This is a genomic window from Brasilonema angustatum (assembly GCF_059505445.1).
In genome coordinates, this window is sequence record NZ_JCACKO010000031.1 from 1 (window position 1) to 17073 (window position 17073).

The 17073-nt window shown below is 44.4% G+C and carries 18 protein-coding genes; 5 read left to right on the plus strand and 13 right to left on the minus strand.

What is annotated here, in order from left to right; genetic code table 11:
• A partial coding sequence (locus AC5JM2_RS07690) for a tetratricopeptide repeat protein (protein ID WP_495834307.1) occupies positions 1-547 on the plus strand: 547 nt, incomplete at its 5' end.
• A gap of 183 nt (positions 548-730) precedes the next feature.
• Here AC5JM2_RS07690 and mazE read toward each other — a convergent pair.
• The 3 genes from mazE to petN all read right to left on the minus strand — a co-directional run bounded on the left by mazE (position 731) and on the right by petN (position 1578).
• Positions 731-973 (minus strand): type II toxin-antitoxin system MazE family antitoxin, encoded by a 243-nt coding sequence (gene mazE, locus AC5JM2_RS07695; RefSeq protein WP_495834308.1) that lies wholly within the window; start codon positions 971-973, stop codon positions 731-733.
• Between the two features lie 310 nt (positions 974-1283).
• Positions 1284-1481 carry a hypothetical protein gene (locus AC5JM2_RS07700; RefSeq protein ID WP_495834309.1) on the minus strand — a complete coding sequence of 66 codons (198 nt, stop codon included), beginning with the start codon at positions 1479-1481 and terminating at the stop codon, positions 1284-1286.
• Positions 1482-1488: 7 nt separating this feature from the next.
• A complete protein-coding gene (petN, locus tag AC5JM2_RS07705) occupies positions 1489-1578 on the minus strand; it encodes a cytochrome b6-f complex subunit PetN (RefSeq protein WP_048868680.1) in 90 nt (29 codons plus the stop codon).
• A gap of 84 nt (positions 1579-1662) precedes the next feature.
• Between petN and AC5JM2_RS07710 the strand changes: the two genes are divergently transcribed.
• The 4 genes from AC5JM2_RS07710 to AC5JM2_RS07725 all read left to right on the plus strand — a co-directional run bounded on the left by AC5JM2_RS07710 (position 1663) and on the right by AC5JM2_RS07725 (position 5475).
• A complete protein-coding gene (locus AC5JM2_RS07710; RefSeq protein WP_495834310.1) occupies positions 1663-2127 on the plus strand; it encodes a hypothetical protein in 465 nt (154 codons plus the stop codon).
• A 33-nt stretch (positions 2128-2160) separates the two neighbouring features.
• Positions 2161-3501: a cytochrome P450 gene (locus AC5JM2_RS07715; RefSeq protein ID WP_495834311.1), complete on the plus strand. Its 1341-nt coding sequence runs from the start codon at positions 2161-2163 to the stop codon at positions 3499-3501.
• 241 nt (positions 3502-3742) lie between these two features.
• Positions 3743-5125, plus strand: a complete 1383-nt coding sequence (locus AC5JM2_RS07720; protein ID WP_495834312.1) for a cytochrome P450 — start codon at positions 3743-3745, stop codon at positions 5123-5125.
• An 11-nt stretch (positions 5126-5136) separates the two neighbouring features.
• On the plus strand, positions 5137-5475 hold the full coding sequence (locus tag AC5JM2_RS07725) for a carbon dioxide-concentrating mechanism protein CcmK (protein ID WP_210616207.1): 339 nt from the start codon (positions 5137-5139) through the stop codon (positions 5473-5475).
• Between the two features lie 46 nt (positions 5476-5521).
• Here the strand turns inward: AC5JM2_RS07725 and AC5JM2_RS07730 are convergent, their stop codons facing one another.
• The 10 genes from AC5JM2_RS07730 to AC5JM2_RS07775 form a co-directional block, all read right to left on the minus strand.
• Positions 5522-6097: a Uma2 family endonuclease gene (locus tag AC5JM2_RS07730; protein ID WP_495834313.1), complete on the minus strand. Its 576-nt coding sequence runs from the start codon at positions 6095-6097 to the stop codon at positions 5522-5524.
• Between the two features lie 262 nt (positions 6098-6359).
• Positions 6360-7346, minus strand: coding sequence for a phosphate ABC transporter substrate-binding protein (locus AC5JM2_RS07735; protein ID WP_495834314.1), 987 nt, complete (start codon positions 7344-7346; stop codon positions 6360-6362).
• A 60-nt stretch (positions 7347-7406) separates the two neighbouring features.
• Positions 7407-7550, minus strand: coding sequence for a hypothetical protein (locus tag AC5JM2_RS07740; RefSeq protein ID WP_495834315.1), 144 nt, complete (start codon positions 7548-7550; stop codon positions 7407-7409).
• A gap of 33 nt (positions 7551-7583) precedes the next feature.
• Positions 7584-9086, minus strand: coding sequence for a cobyrinic acid a,c-diamide synthase CobB (locus AC5JM2_RS07745; protein WP_495834316.1), 1503 nt, complete (start codon positions 9084-9086; stop codon positions 7584-7586).
• A 418-nt stretch (positions 9087-9504) separates the two neighbouring features.
• The gene (gene opcA / locus AC5JM2_RS07750) at positions 9505-10884 is read right to left on the minus strand and encodes a glucose-6-phosphate dehydrogenase assembly protein OpcA (RefSeq protein WP_495834317.1); all 1380 of its coding nucleotides are present in this window, start codon (positions 10882-10884) and stop codon (positions 9505-9507) included.
• Positions 10885-10977: 93 nt separating this feature from the next.
• Positions 10978-12507, minus strand: a complete 1530-nt coding sequence (zwf, locus tag AC5JM2_RS07755) for a glucose-6-phosphate dehydrogenase (RefSeq protein WP_495834318.1) — start codon at positions 12505-12507, stop codon at positions 10978-10980.
• Between the two features lie 454 nt (positions 12508-12961).
• Positions 12962-14107 (minus strand): transaldolase, encoded by a 1146-nt coding sequence (tal, locus tag AC5JM2_RS07760; RefSeq protein WP_495834319.1) that lies wholly within the window; start codon positions 14105-14107, stop codon positions 12962-12964.
• A 157-nt stretch (positions 14108-14264) separates the two neighbouring features.
• A complete protein-coding gene (gene fbp, locus AC5JM2_RS07765; RefSeq protein ID WP_495834320.1) occupies positions 14265-15314 on the minus strand; it encodes a class 1 fructose-bisphosphatase in 1050 nt (349 codons plus the stop codon).
• Positions 15315-15892: 578 nt separating this feature from the next.
• The gene (gene rbp, locus AC5JM2_RS07770) at positions 15893-16168 is read right to left on the minus strand and encodes an RNA-binding regulator (protein ID WP_495834321.1); all 276 of its coding nucleotides are present in this window, start codon (positions 16166-16168) and stop codon (positions 15893-15895) included.
• 391 nt (positions 16169-16559) lie between these two features.
• Positions 16560-16787 (minus strand): ssl0294 family protein, encoded by a 228-nt coding sequence (locus AC5JM2_RS07775; protein WP_495834322.1) that lies wholly within the window; start codon positions 16785-16787, stop codon positions 16560-16562.
• Positions 16788-17073 lie beyond the last annotated feature (286 nt).

Here is a 17073-nt window from a genome sequence, read left to right on the forward strand (position 1 = left end):
TCTCAACAACTTGGCATTGTTGTACGATTCCCAAGGACGGTACGATGAGGCGGAACCGTTGTACAACCAAGGACTGCAAATCTATCTGAAGGTGCTCGGAGAAGAACATCCCGAAACAGCCAAAAGTCTCAACAGCTTGGCAGGATTGTACAAATCCCAAGGACGGTACGATGAGGCGGAACCGTTGTACAACCAAGGACTGCAAATTTTTTTGAAGGCGCTCGGAGCTGAACATCCCCACACAGGCAGGAATCTCAACAACTTGGCAGGATTGTATGAATCCCAAGGACGGTACGATGAAGCCGAACCGTTGTACAACCAAGCCCTGCAAATCCGTTTGAAGGTACTCGGAGCTGAACACCCCGACACAGCCATCAGTCTCAACAGCTTGGCAGGATTGTACAAATCCCAAGGACGGTACGATGAGGCGGAACCCCTGTTCAACCAAGCGCTGCAAATCCGGCTCAAGATGCTGGGGGAAGAACACCCCCACACTAAGGAAACGGAAAGCAACCTCAGTCGCCTACGCGATGAAATGGCAAAATGATATTTCGCCCAAGAACGCTGTATATCTTCTTTTTTCTTCCTTCGCGTTCTTCTCTTCGAGACGGCTTCCGCCGAACGCGTCTTCGCGGTTTTTTAAATAGATATTCTTTAGGCGGGAAGCGAGTAGAGGTGGTGCGTTTGATTTCGCGTTTTTCTTCTTCTCGCAGACGGCGATCGCCTAATTCTAATTTTTCCTATACTCCCTAGCATTAATCCCATCCCCAACAACATTATCCCAAGCGGCAATTTCAGCTTGATACTCTGAATCTTGTGCATCCTGCTTGAGGGCTGCAATCATTTCTGCTGACAAAATCTGACGGCGGTGTTCTGTCACCAGCGCATTAATATAACCACTGCGGTTGCCCTGTGCCTGCTGATCTATAAACTGGAGAATGTCTTCTTCTAAGGTTATTGTGACTTTGATCATCAGTATTACGCAGGCGCTATAAAAAAAAGGGGGTTGCGATTGCTTCCCTATGCCCTCCGGGCACGCTGCGCTAACGGTCGCAATGACTATAGTTAGGTTATTCGTACCTAGGGGAATCTTAAAAGCCCCCTTTTTAAGGGGGTTGGGGGATCTCTTTTGCGTAAGTTTTACCTAAGTTTTCATAAATACACAAACACGCTGTAGAGACGTAGCCCTTCGGGTTCGGCAGTTGCTTCAAGTCGGGGAACCCGCCCAACGCACTGCCTCACACGCTACGTCTCTACATTTTGACGCGAGATTTCAAGCAGAATTATTTTTTCTTCTTAGGCTTGGGAGCAGTGCTCTTAGAAGTGGTGCTAGAACTAGCGCGTCGCATTTCGCGTTTTTCATCTTCTCGCAGACGGCGATCGCGCCAACCTGCCAGCGTCAAATAACCAACGCCTCCCGTAACTGCTACAAGCAGCACCGCAGCAACTGAAGCCAAAATAGTCAAGAATGGAATTTCCACGATTCTCTTAGAGTCCGTTGCGGCCCCAAACTACCATTGAAATTGACCAAGTGAAAACAACAAGTAAAGCAACCCAGCCGAGTGTCAAAATTTCCATAGTGCTACTTTTAAACTCAATCGAAAACGCCTCTAACATTAATAATACTAGAAGCCCGTTCAGAACTAAAGTTTGGATTCTTCTGTGAACAAGATTTTAGATCCTCTACTTAGGCAAGAACGCATTGAATCCCTCAAAGCTGGGATACTCGCGGGTTTGAGCCTGATGATAGCTTTTTTTCTCACTACCTTGGTGAATCATCTGGTGCTAGCAAAATATTTTGAGCGACTCGCCAGTCTGGCGATCGATTCGCTAGATTTACAATTGTTGGTCAAGCTTGGAATTGCAGTTTTTTGTGGTTTGCTTTTTGGCGTCACCTACCGCTATATCATACGCTCAGATAAAAATCCTCAATTGAAAGCTGGGGGAGTGTTAGCGTTTGGATTAGTACGCGGTTTAACCCAAGTCGATATTGGGCTGTCATATTCTAAAGATATATTGCCTTTAGTGGTTCTGGGAGTCGAAAGTATTTTGTGGTTTGTGTTGGCAGCATTTTTTCTTGATACTGCGATGCAACTCGGCTGGATTAAGCCTTTTCAATCAAATTGATGCATAAGATATATTTTTTGTCAAGAAAAGCATATGAATTTACCCAATCCTGTCAAAACCCCGTCTTTTTTACAAAAAATCCAATGGGTTGCTGATCCTGTAGGATATATGGAAAGTGCAGTTCAGGAATATCCTGACATTTTTACTGCTAAGGTAGTTGGTTTTGGAGATACCGTCGTATTCGTACAGCATCCTCAGACAATTCAGGAAATTTTAACTAATGATACAAAGAAGTTTGCTGCCTTAGGTAGAAACAACACTATTATGCTACCCTTCGTAGGTAATAATTCTATCGTGTTGCTTGAGAAAGAACGTCATAGACGACAACGACAACTATTGATGCCCCCCTTTCATGGAGAAAGAATGCGAGCCTATGGAGAATTAATTCGTCATCTTACAGAGAAAGTCTGGAGCCAATTACCACAGCAACAACCCTTTGTAGCTCGTACTGTCATGCAGGAGATATCGCTGCAAGTTATGTTACAAGTTGTCTTTGGTTTATATGAAGGAGAACGTTACCAAAAACTCAAGCATCTATTAGGATTACTGACAACAATATTAGAATCACCACTCAAGTCTAGCTTCCAATTCTTCCCCTTCCTGCAAAAAGATTTAGGTGCTTGGAGTCCTTGGGGAAGGTTTGTGCGCCAACGTCGGCAAATTGATGAATTACTTTACGCTGAAATTGCTGAACGCCGTGCACAAAGCAATCCAAATCGTATTGATATCCTCTCATTGCTGATGTCCGCACGGGATGAAGAGGATCAGCCAATGACGGATCAAGAGTTGCGTGATGAGATGATAACTCTACTGTTATCTGGAATGGAAACCACAGCATCAGCAATGGCTTGGGGATTATATTGGATTCATCGATTGCCACAAGTTCGTGAAAAACTGCTCCAAGAACTGGATACTCTAGGTCCTTCACCAGATCCGATGAGCGTTGTCCGACTACCTTATCTAAGCGCAGTCTGTAATGAGACTTTGCGTATTTCTCCTATTGTAATTTTGACTTTACCCAGAGTCGTGCAAGAACCCTGCGTACTACTGGGACATCAGTTAGAACCTGATACTATCGTCCTTGGCTGCATGTACCTCACACATCAACGCGAGGATTTATACCCACAGCCCAAGCAGTTTAAACCAGAGCGCTTTTTGGAATGCCAATTTTCTCCTTATGAATTTATGCCTTTTGGGGGTGGTGTCCGTCGCTGTATTGGTGAAGCTTTGGCTGTGTTTGAAATGAAGCTTGTTTTGGCAACTATCGTGTCACACTATCAGCTTGCACTCACTACCAATCAACCAGAACAACCTCAAAGACGAGGAGTAACCCTTGCTCCTAGCGGTAAAGTCAAGATGATGATAACAGGATAACGGAAGTTTCAAGAGTCTCCAAAAGTAGCAGCAAGTGTTTAAATTCAAAGGGGTGTAGGGGAATAGGGGTGTAGGGGAGCCAGTGCCTCACCCCGGTGCTCCCCCACAGCTTTACAACGCCAGATGCCTCAAGTCGGGAAACCCGCCCACGGCACTGGCTCCCCTTACACCCTTACACCCCTGGATTAAGCCTTTTCAATAAAATTGATGCATAAAATATATATATTGTCAATATAAGCATATGAATCTACCCAATCCTGTCAAAACCCCGTCTTTTTTACAACAAATCCAATGGATTGTTCAACCTATAGGATATATGGAAAGCGCGGCTCAACAATATCCTGACATTTTTAGTACTGCGGTAGCTCCTTCTAGGGATGCTTTAGTATTTGTGAACCATCCCCAAGCAATTCAAGAAATTTTCACCAGCGATAGAAAGAAGTTTGCAGCCCTGAGTCGGGAGAACAAAATTTTGCAACCCTTAATAGGGGATAGTTCAGTCATTATGTTGGACGGCGATCGCCACAAACGACAACGCCAACTCCTAATGCCCCCCTTTCATGGGGAACGGATGCGAGCCTACGGTGAAATAATTCGCAATATAACTGAAAAAGTCTTTAGTCAGCTACCACACAATAAACCTTTGTCGATTCGGACACCAATGCAGGAAATTTCCTTGCAAGTCATTTTACAGGCTGTCTTTGGCTTATATGAGGGAGAACGTTGCCAACAACTCAAGCACTTATTCAGTGAAATGTTGGAGGTTTTTCAGTCACCACTCAGTTTTAGCTTCTTACTTTTTCCGTTTCTGCAAAAAGATTTAGGGGCTTGGAGTCCTTGGGGAAGGTTTTTGCACAAACGTCAGCAAATTGATGAATTGCTTTACGCTGAAATTGCTGAACGGCGTGCACAACATGATCCAAATCGCATCGATATCCTCTCATTGTTAATGTCAGCACGTGATCAAGAAGGTAAACCGCTGACGGATAAAGAGTTACGTGATGAGTTAATGACTTTGTTGTTTGCTGGACATGAAACCACAGCAACAGCAATGGCTTGGGCATTGTATTGGATTCACCATTTGCCGCAAGTTGGTGAAAAACTCCTCCAAGAACTGAGTACCCTCGGCGACACCCCAAATCTCATAGACATTGCACGACTCCCTTATCTAAGTGCTGTTTGCAATGAAAGCTTGCGTATTTACCCTGTTGGATTCTTGACCTTTGGTAGAGTCGTGCAAGAACCCGTTGAGCTACTGGGACATCACTTAGAGCCTGACATGGCAGTGTACGGCTGCACTTATCTTTTGCATCATCGTGAAGATTTATACCCACAGCCTAACCAGTTTAAGCCAGAGCGCTTTTTGCAACGCCAATTTTCGCCCTATGAATTTATGCCTTTTGGGGGTGGTGCCCGTCGCTGTATTGGTGAGGCTTTGGCTGTGTTTGAAATGAAGCTTGTTTTAGCAACTATCGTGTCACGCTATCAGCTTGCACTCACTACCAATCAAGCAGAACAACCTCAACGACGAGGAGTCACCCTTGCTCCTAGTGGTAAAGTCAAGGTGATTATTACAGGAGAACGGAAGTATCAAGAGTCTCCAAAAGTAGCAGCAAGTGTTTAGAGTAAGTAAGCATGACTTTAGCACTTGGCATGATTGAAGTTTATGGCGTTCCTACAGCAGTAGAAGCGGGGGACGCGATGTGTAAAGCTGCCCGTATCACTCTTGTTGGGTATGAAAATACTGATTTAGGGCGAATTACTGTGCTTATCCGGGGAGCAGTAGGTGAGGTTAATGTTGCGATCGCAGCAGGACTTGAGGCGATTCCGCGAGTGAATGGTGGTGAGGTGCTTTCTCATCATATAATTCCTCGTCCCCATGAAAATTTAGAATATGTTTTGCCGATTTATCAATCAGTAAATATTGAGCAATTCAATTCTGATATCCGATTTCCACCACCATTGTCGGCGTAAAAACTATTGAGTATGTGGGGGTGTTGAGTTTGTATTGTTCCTAAGTTTAAAAGACAGTCCGCAAATCGAGAATAAAACCAGGTAAAATATCTTCACCTGATAGTTCGGTTGGTGATTCTAAAACTTCTACTGCTTGCCCCAAACGGTATATTTCTACTCGGCGTGTTTTCCTATCAATTAACCAGCCGAGTTTAACTTCATTTTCCATGTATTCTTGCATTTTTTCTTGAGTTTTTTGTAAATTATCAGACGGTGACATTAACTCTAAAACAAAATCTGGGACGATGGGAGGGAATTTCTCTTTTTGTTCAGAGGTAAGCAAATCCCATCTTTCTTGTCTTATCCAAGTCACATCAGGAGAACGATTAGCACCATTAGGAAGTTTAAAGCCAGTTGAAGAATCAAAAACTTTTCCAAGCTTTGTTTGACGATTCCAAATCACAAAATCAGCATTAATTTCTGAGTTATGGCTTCCTGTTTGTCCTCCTGTTGGGGGCATGATAATAAGTTCTCCCTTGGCGCTTCTTTCAAATTTGATATCAGGGTTTTTTTGACAAAGTTGATAAAATTGCTCGTCGGTTAATTCAATAACAGGTTTGAGGTCGATGGTAATAGTGTTCATAAGAAGTGAGGAGTTAAAAAATGCAATAGTGCTCAACAATTAGCTGCGACTTAAACTTATATCTTGCACCTGAGAAAACAAATTTCAATAATCTAAACATATTATTTGTCTCCGTTCTCGTCCGCCTAGGACTGTAAGTCCCAGGCTCATAGCCAAAGTCCATTAAAATGGACTAAAAGCAGAACGTTTATTGAGTATATTTCAACACTATTTTATCTAAGCATTAGTAGTTTACTTGTAATGGTGCAAGATTTCAGTCAACCTACTTCAATGGAATAAAACCTACTCGTTGGACAATCTGTTGTCCACCAGGGGAGATAGCAAAATCAATAAATTGTTTTGCACCGGGACTGGTTTTACGCGGTACGACTAAATAAACGACTCGACTAATAGGATAAGTACTATTTTTAATTGCAGCTTGATCAGTAGGAGAAATTCCATTTACAGAAACAATACGAACCGTTTTTTGATTTTCTAACTGGGAAACTGTGCTGTAAGTGATGCCATTATCACCTAACTCACGTAATAGCGCAGTCGTTTCATCTTTCTTGATTGTGGTGAAATTTGTACTATCAGGTGCAAAAGATTCCTCCAACAGCACAACTTCCTGAAAGAATGTATATGTACCACTATCTGGAGAGCGGTTAATAACTTTTATTGGTAGGTTAGGACCTCCTACTTGTGACCAGTTAGTGATTTTTCCTTGAAAAATTCCCTTCAACTGTTCTATAGTCAATTCCCCCTTATACGGGTTGTTGACGCCTACTGCGACAGCCAAAGCATCGCGGGCAATTGGAACTTGCACGAGTCCAGCCTGTGCTTCATCAGCCTTTAGGGGACGTGAACTAGCAGCCATCAACACTTTGCCGTCTCTCAAGTTTTGAATCCCTTTATTAGTGCCATTGGGACTACCATTTGGTAAACCATAAGTTGTGGGCAAGGAAGGATTTACCGGATTAAACGCAATTTGCAGCTGCTTGATCAAAGCGACTATTGTGACGCTACCATCAATTGTGAGCACGCTTGAGTTGGGCAGACTGGTATCCAAGCTTGATGTGTCAAAAGCTTGAACTGTACTGGGTGTCGCAGTTTGCTGTCCAGAAGAATTAACAGAGGGCTGAGTCTGTTGGTTGGATGCAAAAGGCAAGCTATTTCGGAAGAACCACACACCAAACCCTAAAAGCCCTAGAGTGACGAGCAGAGATAGCACCAAAGTGAATGTTTCTTTACTGTTGCTTTTATTAGCCATGAGTGATTTCAGCTATTGGACTTTGTAAATTAGTATGGTCTAGGTGGTGGTTAGTATTCCCTAGAACGCCGCTTCAGCTATCAATTGATGCGCCGAATAAACCGCTATCTCTATGCTACAGAAGTCCGTCAGTATGTGGTGCGATCGCTTCGTTGCTGCGCTCCCTTGCGATCGCTTCTTCAATCTCAATGTCTGCAAATTCATCAGATTCAAGCTTTTTGCGATATTCCTACTAAGTTAAGACGTACACGAGATTTTAGTCAATTTAAATACACAACACTCCTCTAAAAATCGCTTTGGAATATCTAGACTATCTCCCCAATGTTGATGAATGTAAGAAGCATGTAGAGATGGAAGCAAATTCCATCCTTCATCTCCTGTGGATTCTTCGGAGTCGTAGCGATAAGTTTTAAACAATGGTGAATTGGGAGTTGAGATTAAGCGGGAACGATGAAACTCATGTCCGTAAACGGTTGTACCTGCACCTACCAACAGACTATCCTGTAAAGCAACTGCTCGACGATACCCTAAGGTAAGACGCCCACCCATCACGGCTGTTGTAGGCAATACTCCTACCATTGACCAAGATTTCTCCTCAAAATCGACGATTTGCTCGCATAGATACATTAATCCGCCACATTCAGCAATGGTAGGCATTCCAGAGAGAATTGCTGTTTTGACTGCATCGCGGACGCTGTTGTTTTGGGCTAGCTGTTGGGCAAAGACTTCTGGAAAACCACCGCCAAAATACATTCCTTGCACGTCTTTTGGTAATCCAGCGTCTTCTAAAGGACTCCAAAAAACCAGTTCTGCACCTAAGTGCCGTAGCAAGTCGAGATTGTCTTGGTAGTAGAAATTGAAAGCGCGATCGCGTGCTACGGCTATTCTTACGGAAAGTGGGGAGTGAGGGAGTGAAGGAGTGAGGGAGTGAAGGAGTGAGGGAGTGAAGGAGTGAGGGAGTGAGGGAGTGGCCCAGTGAGGGAGTGAGGGAATAACTTCTCTTCCTCTTTCAGTGTTTCCCTCTCTGGTTCCCTCACTCCTCAAAAGTGGTAACAAGCGTTCCCAGTCAAAGCAAGTATTTCCCAAATGGGCGAGTCGATCAATTAAAGCCTGTAGTTGAGGAAGTTCTGCAGTTGGTACTAAACCCAGGTGTCGGTCTGGAATTGTAATATTTTCCTCACGCCGCAACACCCCAAGAATCGGTAATTGGAGAGGTTCTAGGGCATCTTTGAGAAGGGAGAGATGGCGATCGCTTCCCACTCGATTAAGTACAAGCCCAGCAATTTTGACTTTTTGGTCAAATGAGCAATAACCGTGTGCGATCGCAGCCACAGAACCAGACAACCGACTGCAATCTATCACCAATACTACAGGTAAATTTAGTAACCGCGCTATATGAGCCGTACTAGCAAAGTCATTTGCCCCTCTCCTTTCTAAAAAGAGGGGTTGGGGTGAGGTGACTCCATCAAACAGCCCCATCACTCCTTCTACTACAGCATATTCACATACTTTAAGGTGATGATAAAAACATTTGTTTACGTAATTTTCAGATGTCAGCACAGGGTCTAAATTGCGACAAGCGCGACCTGTGACGTGCTGATGAAACATCGGGTCGATGTAATCCGGACCAACCTTGAAAGATTGTACTTGTTTACTTCGTTGACACAAAGACGCCAAAAGGGTGAGCGTGACTGTCGTCTTACCCACCCCACTGCGTTCTCCTGCAATAACTAAAGCCATAAAAAAGTTAAAAGTTACCAAAAAAGAACTCAGAACACAGTTGTCAGAACTCAGAATTAATCAGGACTTACGCAAAGAAACCCGGTTTCTACCAAAAATCGTCTGTTTCGCAACCAAAGACGAACGAAGAAACCGGGTTTCTAGCAGATGGTGCGTAAGTCCTATTAATTATAAGCACAGGCTGACCCTGAGCGGCTTGCCCTGACTTGCCCTTCGCGTAGCGTGCCCGCAGGGCATAGGGAGCCGAAGGGTTTTTGAACAGTTAAATCAAGAGGATTTCATCCGTGGGGATATTCTGCGTTTTGCGTTCTTCTTAAAGCTATTGACTTTTATACAAATTTGTAATTTATTCTCATAATTATCCCCTCTCCTTGATAAGGAGAGGGGTGCCCGTAAGGGCAGGGTGAGGTCTTAACGACTAACTTTTTGCTCCCAACTTGAGTATTTGAGCTGTAAGTGCGAGACCTTCTTCAAAAAGTGCCTCATGACCCCAGCGTTGCACCTGTTGGCTAAGTAAAACTTCTGCTTTTTGCTCGGAAAGTGAAGTCACTTGTTGAAACACACCACTAGCTTGGGCACCACCTTGTGTTTCCATCCGCATACAACCACCTGTTTCTGAACAGATGAGAGTCCCGCAGTTTGCCTGTGGATTTGTGGAACTTAAACGCAGGGCAATCAAATCACCAGGAATTTCACCCGCATCACCAACTGGAACCCCTGCCAACTCTGCTTCTATTTGCCGTTGACCCTGTGCACTGAAGTTAATTTTGGTGATGTCGTAATCTCCGCTTTCTTTTTGATAGGAAACCGGATGCCATTGTAAGCGACTTGCCAGCCAACCCAAAAACATCAGTGCTTGTACGGAGTTACCTTTTTCGTAATCTATGTTAACTCTGTCGATTTCTACTAAGGCAGCACGACGTTGGGGTGGATCGTAAGCTTCGGCTGTTAATTCCTGCCATCCTGAAAGACGACGCCAGTTCAAATCAGCGAGTGGTATATCAGATTCTACCAACTGTTGCAAGTTCAGCAAATCAGTTTCTGCTTTGTTAAAGTTGCAGGAGTCTACAATCACGTTGTTGCAAACTGCCGATAGTCTCTTGAACAAACCGTTGTTAAGGTCTGGTGTTGCTTTCCACCACAGAAACTTCGGCAAGCCACCAATTAACAATGCTTGAATCATGCCACCAACCCGTTCTAAAGCAGCAGCCGTTCCTGTGAAAGTAATGTATTCACAACAAACGAGTGCACTTGCAGACTGCTTTTGAATTGGGCAGTAGGCAGAGACTTGAGCCGTTACCCCTACATCTTCGCCACCTATTGGAGACAGGGCAATAATCCGACAGGGGTTACGGATGGCAATTTCATCAGCAATTCGAGGGCTACTGGCATCTGGAGCATAAGATCCACCATTAGAACCGTTTTGGACAGTTGCCCCATTACTTTGACGTTTGGAGAATTCTTGCCGCAAGACAGCAAGCGTTTCTTCTGTTGCTATTCCCGTCTGTGTCAGGTTATAAGTTTTTTGTACTTCTCGCAACGCTGCTTGTGTTTGGGGACCGAGAATACCATCAATAGGACCTTTGTAAAGTCCCAAACCAGCCAATAGATACTGGGTTTCCTCGGGTTCGTAAACAACCAAAGTAAATGTTGTGGCGCGAGTGGCAGCAGGAAGTGCACCGTCTTCACCTGCAATACCGTAACTTTGCCAAATCTGACTTAGTTCCGCTTCAATATCTGTCAGCGAAACATCCTTGGGAGCTTGAAGTGAGAAAATTGTAGAAGCTTGGGAAGTCATAACAATTGAAGTATGAAGTATGAAGTTATGAAGTATGAGTTGCAGAAGGATAAAGGAGAAAAATTCTATTTCTATCCCTTACCCTTCATTTTTCTATAATCTGCGCCAACGGCGACCATCTTGGTTAATTAACAACTCCGCTTCGGCTGGTTCCCAAGTGCCAGCTTCATATCGGGGAACGGACGCGGGGTCACTTGGCGTATCCCAAACGGAAAGGATCGGTGTCACCACTCGCCAAGCAGCTTCCACTTCGTCTGCCCGTGTGAATAATGTCTGGTCGCCCATCATACAATCTAAAAACAGGCGATCATAGGCATCGGAAGTTGCTTCGATACCAAAAGAACCATAAGTAAAGTCCATGTCAACGGAGCGCGTACGGAATGCCCCTCCTGGCATCTTGACCTCAAAGCGTAGAGAAATTCCTTCGTTAGGCTGAATCCGCATTGCCAAAATGTTACCAGCCATTTGTTGGGCAGCAGATGGAAACATCCGCGAAGGAACTTCACGGAAGTGTATGGAAATCTCACTGACTTTTTTTGGCATCCGCTTACCAGTACGCAAGTAGAACGGAACTCCTTGCCAGCGCCAGTTATCAACCAGAAACTTCACCGCCACGTAGGTGGGTGTTGTGGAGTTTGGAGCAACTCCTGGTTCTTCATGATAACCAGGCACGGGTTTACCCTTCATCCACCCAGCATTATACTGACCCCGTACTGCTGAACGGTGGAGATTTTGGACATCAGCTAATCGGGTGGCTTGGAGCACCTTCACTTTTTCCGTACGGATGCTCTCAGCATCTAGGGAATTGGGAGGTTCGATCGCACTCATGCAAAAAAGTTGCATTAGGTGGTTTTGCAACATATCCCGCAGTGCGCCGGAGCTTTCATAGTATCCAGCTCTGTCTTCAACTCCTACGGTTTCTGCCACAGTGATCTGAACGTGATCAACAAATTGGCGATTCCATAAGGGTTCAAAAATCGCATTGGCAAAGCGAAACACCAATAGATTCTGAACTGTTTCTTTCCCGAGGTAGTGGTCAATCCGGTAGACTTGCTGTTCTTTGCAATATTTCTGCACCACTCGGTTCAGACTTTGGGCTGATGCCAAGTCGCGGCCAAAAGGTTTTTCAATGACTAGACGATGTTTGTCGGGGTCTTCCAGCATCCCCTGTGAGCCAAGTTGCTTGATTGCTTCTGGGAAGAAATTTGGTGCCACAGACAGGTAGAACATCCGGTTTCCTCGTGTTCCCCTTTTCTCGTCTAACTCACTCAATAATTTATTGAGTTTCTGATAAGTTTCTGGCTTATCCATATCACCAGAACTGTAGAACAGACCTTGGGAGAAGTCTTGCCAGAGTTCCTCCGCACCGACACCGCCATGAGCTTCTTCCATGCCCTTGCGCATTTGTTCGCGGAAGTATTCATGGCTCCAGTCGCGACGTGCTACGCCAACAATAGTGATTTCTGGTGGAATGCGTCGTTCTTGTCGCAGTTTGTACAGTGCTGGTACGAGTTTGCGCCAAGTCAGGTCACCGGAAGCACCAAAGATAGTTATAATCTGAGGTTCCGGCATCCGTTGCTGTTGCAGACCAACCCGCAGGGGATTTTCTAGCAGACTGACCATAACAATTTTGGGGTTTGGATGTAAGATTTGCGATTAGAAATTGGGGAAATTGTCCCTTTTGGGGATTAGGGACAATAGGAATTGTTAGTCGTTAGTTGTCAACTAGTTATCAGTTATCAATTATTTGATAACTGATAACTGATAACCCTTCAGGTTCGCCCTATGGCTAACGCCACGCCTTACGGCTATCGGGGAGAACCTCCGGTTCCGCTGCGCTTTAGACCTCTGGGCGTGCGCTTTGCGCATACGCAGTCGCCTACGGAGGGAAACCCTCCTGCAGCGCTGTCTCACCAGTCGCCTAGTAGGTCGGGAGAATGCCAGGTGCTACAACGGGGGGAACCCCCCTCCGGGTTCGCCAGATGCCTACGGAGGGAAAGCCGTCATTCGCACTGGTCTCACCGCAACGCACTGGCTCCCCTCCTGCAGCGCTGGCTCACTGATAACTGTTAAGTTCTTACACAGGAGACAACTGTTTAACCTTGCTTTCCAGGGAGTTCATCAGTGATTCAAAGGGCTTGACAAACTTATCGATACCTTCAACAAGTAGTTCGTCCATCACTTTGTTGATATCGATGTTGATGTCTGGGTCTTTGAGACTTTCTATCAGTTGGTAAGCTTCTTCAGTACCTGTTTCAATGCGGCTGGCGACGTCGCAGTGGTCAGCACAAGCATCAATTGTCGCAGGTGGCAAGGTGTTGACAGTATCGGGACCAACCAGTTCATCAACATACATCACGTCGCTGTAGCTGGGGTCTTTGGTGCTGGTGCTTGCCCACAGGAGGCGCTGTACTTTTGCTCCCTTAGCTGCCAAAGCTTTCCAGCTGTCTGTCTGAATAATCTTTTTGTATTCTTGGTAAGCAATTTTCGCGTTGGCGATCGCTACTTTTCCTTTGACATCTCTAAGCTTAGCTTCTAGGGCAATGTCATCAACGCCTTTTTTCAATTTCGCGTCAATCTTACCATCAATATTGCTGTCAATTCGGCTGAGGAAGAAACTGGCGACAGAGGCAATTTTGCTAATATCCTTACCTTCGGCTGCCCGTTTTTCTAAACCACTAATGTAAGCCCAAGCTGTTTTGATGTAGCTGTCAACAGAGAACAACAGCGTAATGTTGACATTAATGCCATCAGCTATCACCTGTTCAACTGCAGGTAAACCCGCTTTTGTACCGGGAATTTTAATCATGACATTTTCCCGACCAATTTCTTGGTAATAGCGACGGGCTTCTTTGATTGTTGCCTGTGTATCATCAGAAATGCTTGGTGGAACTTCGATGCTGACGTAACCATCCAATCCATCGGTTGCATCATAAACCGGGCGTAGAATATCACAGGCGTTGCGGATATCTGCAAAAACTAGCGATTCGTAAATTTTCTCTGTTGGTAATCCAGCCTTGATTCCTGCTTCTATATCAGCGTCATAAATCGCGTTTCCGGCGATCGCTTTTTCAAAGATGGCTGGATTGGAGGTAATCCCACAGATGCCTTTATTTTCAACCTGGTCTTTGAGTTCGCCAGATTGAATAATATCACGGGTCAAATTATCCATCCAGATACTTTGACCGTAGTTTTTAATTTCCAGTAATTGATTAGTTGCCATAGCTGTATTTGTTTGACTCCTGCTTCTAATGTATCTAAGTGACGTTTGTCAAGTTGTTAGTTGTTAGTCGTTTTACTGACTGATCACGACTAACGACTAATCACTTGCTTATGCCTGAGGTGCCTACTACACCTTCAACTGCGCTTTCTACGCTCTTCTAGTGACCGTTTTGAATGAAAGACTCTACCTTTGCAACATTTTTTGGGCTTCCAATAATTAAAGGTGTGCGCTGGTGTAGTTTTTTCGCTACTACCTCTAAGATATCCATGTGTCCGGTAGTTGCGCGACCACCTGCTTGCTCAATAACAAAAGCCAAGGGAGCAGATTCATAAAGTAAGCGCAGTTTACCTTCTGGTTTCGGAAGTGTCCCTGGGTAGAGAAACACACCGCCTTGAAGCAAAATTCTGTGGATGTCACTTACCATTGCCCCACTATAGCGAGCGGTATAGCCTTCTGTTCTGTGGACATAGCGAACATATTCCCGAATCGACTCATCCCACTGCCAGAAATTGCCTTCGTTGACGCTGTATACAGGACCGTGTTCAGGAATCCGGATGTTTTCTTCAGTGAGGATAAATTCCCCTAAACTAGGGTCAAGGGTAAACGAATGAACTCCCCTACCAATAGTATAGACTAGCATTGTGCTGGGGCCATATAATATGTACCCTGCTGCAAGTTGCTGGCGTCCAGAGGATAGCAGATCAGCCGCTTCACCATTGAGGTCACTTCCTTCCTGTTGCCGAATTGAGAAAATCGACCCCAAACTGAGATTTGTATCGGTGTTGGATGATCCATCTATGGGGTCATACAAAAGAGTGTAACGACCTATGGGGCAGTTTTCCGGAATGTAGTAGGGTTTTTCCATTTCCTCGGAAGCTAGGCGACAAACTAAACCGCTTTGCTTGAAAACTGAGATAAAGACATCATTGGCATAGACATCCATCTTTTTGACGGATTCTCCCTGCACATTGACATCCCCTGTAAATCCGAGAACTCCTTCCATTAAACCTGCATGGCTGAGGCGACGAGCAATCAGTTTGCCAGCTAGGGCGATCCGATTCATGAGCGCACTCAAATCCTGTGCTTGAGGTGAGAAGCTCTGAAGTTGCTGCAGAACATGGCGGGATAATGTTGTACAATCCCGATCTAACGCCTTGTCTGCGACTTCGTTCGTATTTAACTCCAAAGATTCCGGCGCTCTGGCCATTTTTTAACCTCCCTAGAGACTAGGTGTTTTTGTGGTTCATCCCGTGTGTTGCAACTTGTGGTTGCTGCCTCTATCTTAGAAAGGTAATTTGATAACTGAAATGTGATTTTAGATAAACTAAAGAAATGAATCACCGATGGGTCTATGCAAAGCTAAGTCACTAGTCTCGAATTCTATACTTGAGTAACTCTACTCAGTCTTCCAGAGAGTTTAGATACAATAGTGTTTTTACCCCAGAATCATCACAAGATGTACTTACCTACCTGTAGAATAAAGCAAACATCTTGTGCTACGAGAGTTTTGTTTTGATGCCACTCCCAGGGTAAACTTAATAGAGTCATCAAAAAAACAAAAAACTTGCACATTTTCCACTCCTAGTGTCTTGAACGTTGCTAAGTACACTTTAGTGTTGGAAAAACCGACTCATCATGACTACTCTTTTAGAGTCACAACTCGTCGGGCATAACTTTTCACTTCATCAAATTGTTTGATTTGTATTTCTAGATATTTCAGCAATCAATAGCTTGCATAACTAGAAAAAAATCTGTTATCATGATTATTCATCGCTATTGAGACTATTATCCTTTCACCCAACTACCTCGTCGCTCCTCCTCGCGCGGTTTAGACTTATTAACCCTGAGTTGACGACCCATCCATTCAGCGCCATCTAATTGTGTAATAGCAGCATCCTCTTGGGAGTCTTCACTCATGTCTACAAAGGCAAAACCGCGCAAGCGGCCAGTTTCGCGGTCAGTAGGTAAGACAACTCTTTTGACCTCGCCATATTCTGCAAATACTACTCTTAAATCTGCTTCTGTGGCGCGGTAGGAGAGATTTCCAACGTAAATAGTCATGTGAATCACGTAAGTCGCAACGAATAGCGAATAATTCAGTGTAAACGCAGGTAAACAATTAGCAGAAACTGCTTATGCCTCGCTGCGTTCACCAATAGCAAAGAGCGTAAGTAAAGATCCAACGAAGTTGAACATTATTACGACTTCGCCAGCGGTTGGAGTGAATTTTCGCATACGCTACATATGATAACTGATTTTGTCAATTTTCTCAGTATGAGATTTTACAATCGCAGAGCAATTATAATTAGCTTAACTTATAGGTTCCAGTGCAATCTATAGTCAATCAAGTTTTGTTTAGTTTTTTTACCCGTTTATTGCAAAGATACTAAGGAAAGCTTAGTATCTTTACTGATTTAGGTGATCTATCCAGAAATATTCATATATTTGAACTTTATTCAATGCTAATCGACTGAGGACCACCAGCTTTGCCATTGTGTGCTTGAGCAGATTGAGTCGTAAAAGTCGTATAGCTACTTGAGTCGAGTTGCTCACGGAGCCAGCTTTTAACAGGATCGTCAGCGAGGTTGAGTCGTAGCAAGCCAGAAACGAAACCGCCTAGAAAAGAAAGTGGATGGTGGGTGAATTGTTGAAATATTGGTTTCAATTCATCAACGAACATGAAGGTTCTCCTATGACTCACTTAAAAATGACCTTTATTAAGGCGATCGTAACCTAAGAACTCTCCTAACTTCTAGTTGGTCGTTAGCCTCAATTTGTATTAGCCCACTTAGGTGGGCTTTGTTTTTGTAACCGAGGCTTTAGGCTGTAGGCTGATGAGAATATATTGGGTGGTGATGGAAGATTCGCCCCACAACCACCGCTTTTGTTGTCGATGCCCTTAGAAGTATCTCCACGCCTAGGCTACAAAGAGCGGTAGTTCCCATAACAGAACGGCTGGTTGCAAA

Excerpts from the sequence above, each read along its gene's own strand:
- AC5JM2_RS07735 (WP_495834314.1), bottom strand. The coding sequence starts at position 7,346 with ATGGCTAATAAAAGCAACAGTAAAGAAACATTCACTTTGGTGCTATCT.
- petN (WP_048868680.1), bottom strand. The coding sequence starts at position 1,578 with ATGGAAATTTTGACACTCGGCTGGGTTGCTTTACTTGTTGTTTTCACT.
- AC5JM2_RS07720 (WP_495834312.1), top strand. The coding sequence starts at position 3,743 with ATGAATCTACCCAATCCTGTCAAAACCCCGTCTTTTTTACAACAAATC.
- rbp (WP_495834321.1), bottom strand. The coding sequence starts at position 16,168 with ATGACTATTTACGTTGGAAATCTCTCCTACCGCGCCACAGAAGCAGAT.
- AC5JM2_RS07775 (WP_495834322.1), bottom strand. The coding sequence starts at position 16,787 with ATGTTCGTTGATGAATTGAAACCAATATTTCAACAATTCACCCACCAT.
- tal (WP_495834319.1), bottom strand. The coding sequence starts at position 14,107 with ATGGCAACTAATCAATTACTGGAAATTAAAAACTACGGTCAAAGTATC.
- zwf (WP_495834318.1), bottom strand. The coding sequence starts at position 12,507 with ATGGTCAGTCTGCTAGAAAATCCCCTGCGGGTTGGTCTGCAACAGCAA.
- AC5JM2_RS07745 (WP_495834316.1), bottom strand. The coding sequence starts at position 9,086 with ATGGCTTTAGTTATTGCAGGAGAACGCAGTGGGGTGGGTAAGACGACA.
- fbp (WP_495834320.1), bottom strand. The coding sequence starts at position 15,314 with ATGGCCAGAGCGCCGGAATCTTTGGAGTTAAATACGAACGAAGTCGCA.
- AC5JM2_RS07715 (WP_495834311.1), top strand. The coding sequence starts at position 2,161 with ATGAATTTACCCAATCCTGTCAAAACCCCGTCTTTTTTACAAAAAATC.
- AC5JM2_RS07740 (WP_495834315.1), bottom strand. The coding sequence starts at position 7,550 with ATGAATTTGCAGACATTGAGATTGAAGAAGCGATCGCAAGGGAGCGCA.
- opcA (WP_495834317.1), bottom strand. The coding sequence starts at position 10,884 with ATGACTTCCCAAGCTTCTACAATTTTCTCACTTCAAGCTCCCAAGGAT.
- mazE (WP_495834308.1), bottom strand. The coding sequence starts at position 973 with ATGATCAAAGTCACAATAACCTTAGAAGAAGACATTCTCCAGTTTATA.
- AC5JM2_RS07725 (WP_210616207.1), top strand. The coding sequence starts at position 5,137 with ATGACTTTAGCACTTGGCATGATTGAAGTTTATGGCGTTCCTACAGCA.
- AC5JM2_RS07730 (WP_495834313.1), bottom strand. The coding sequence starts at position 6,097 with ATGAACACTATTACCATCGACCTCAAACCTGTTATTGAATTAACCGAC.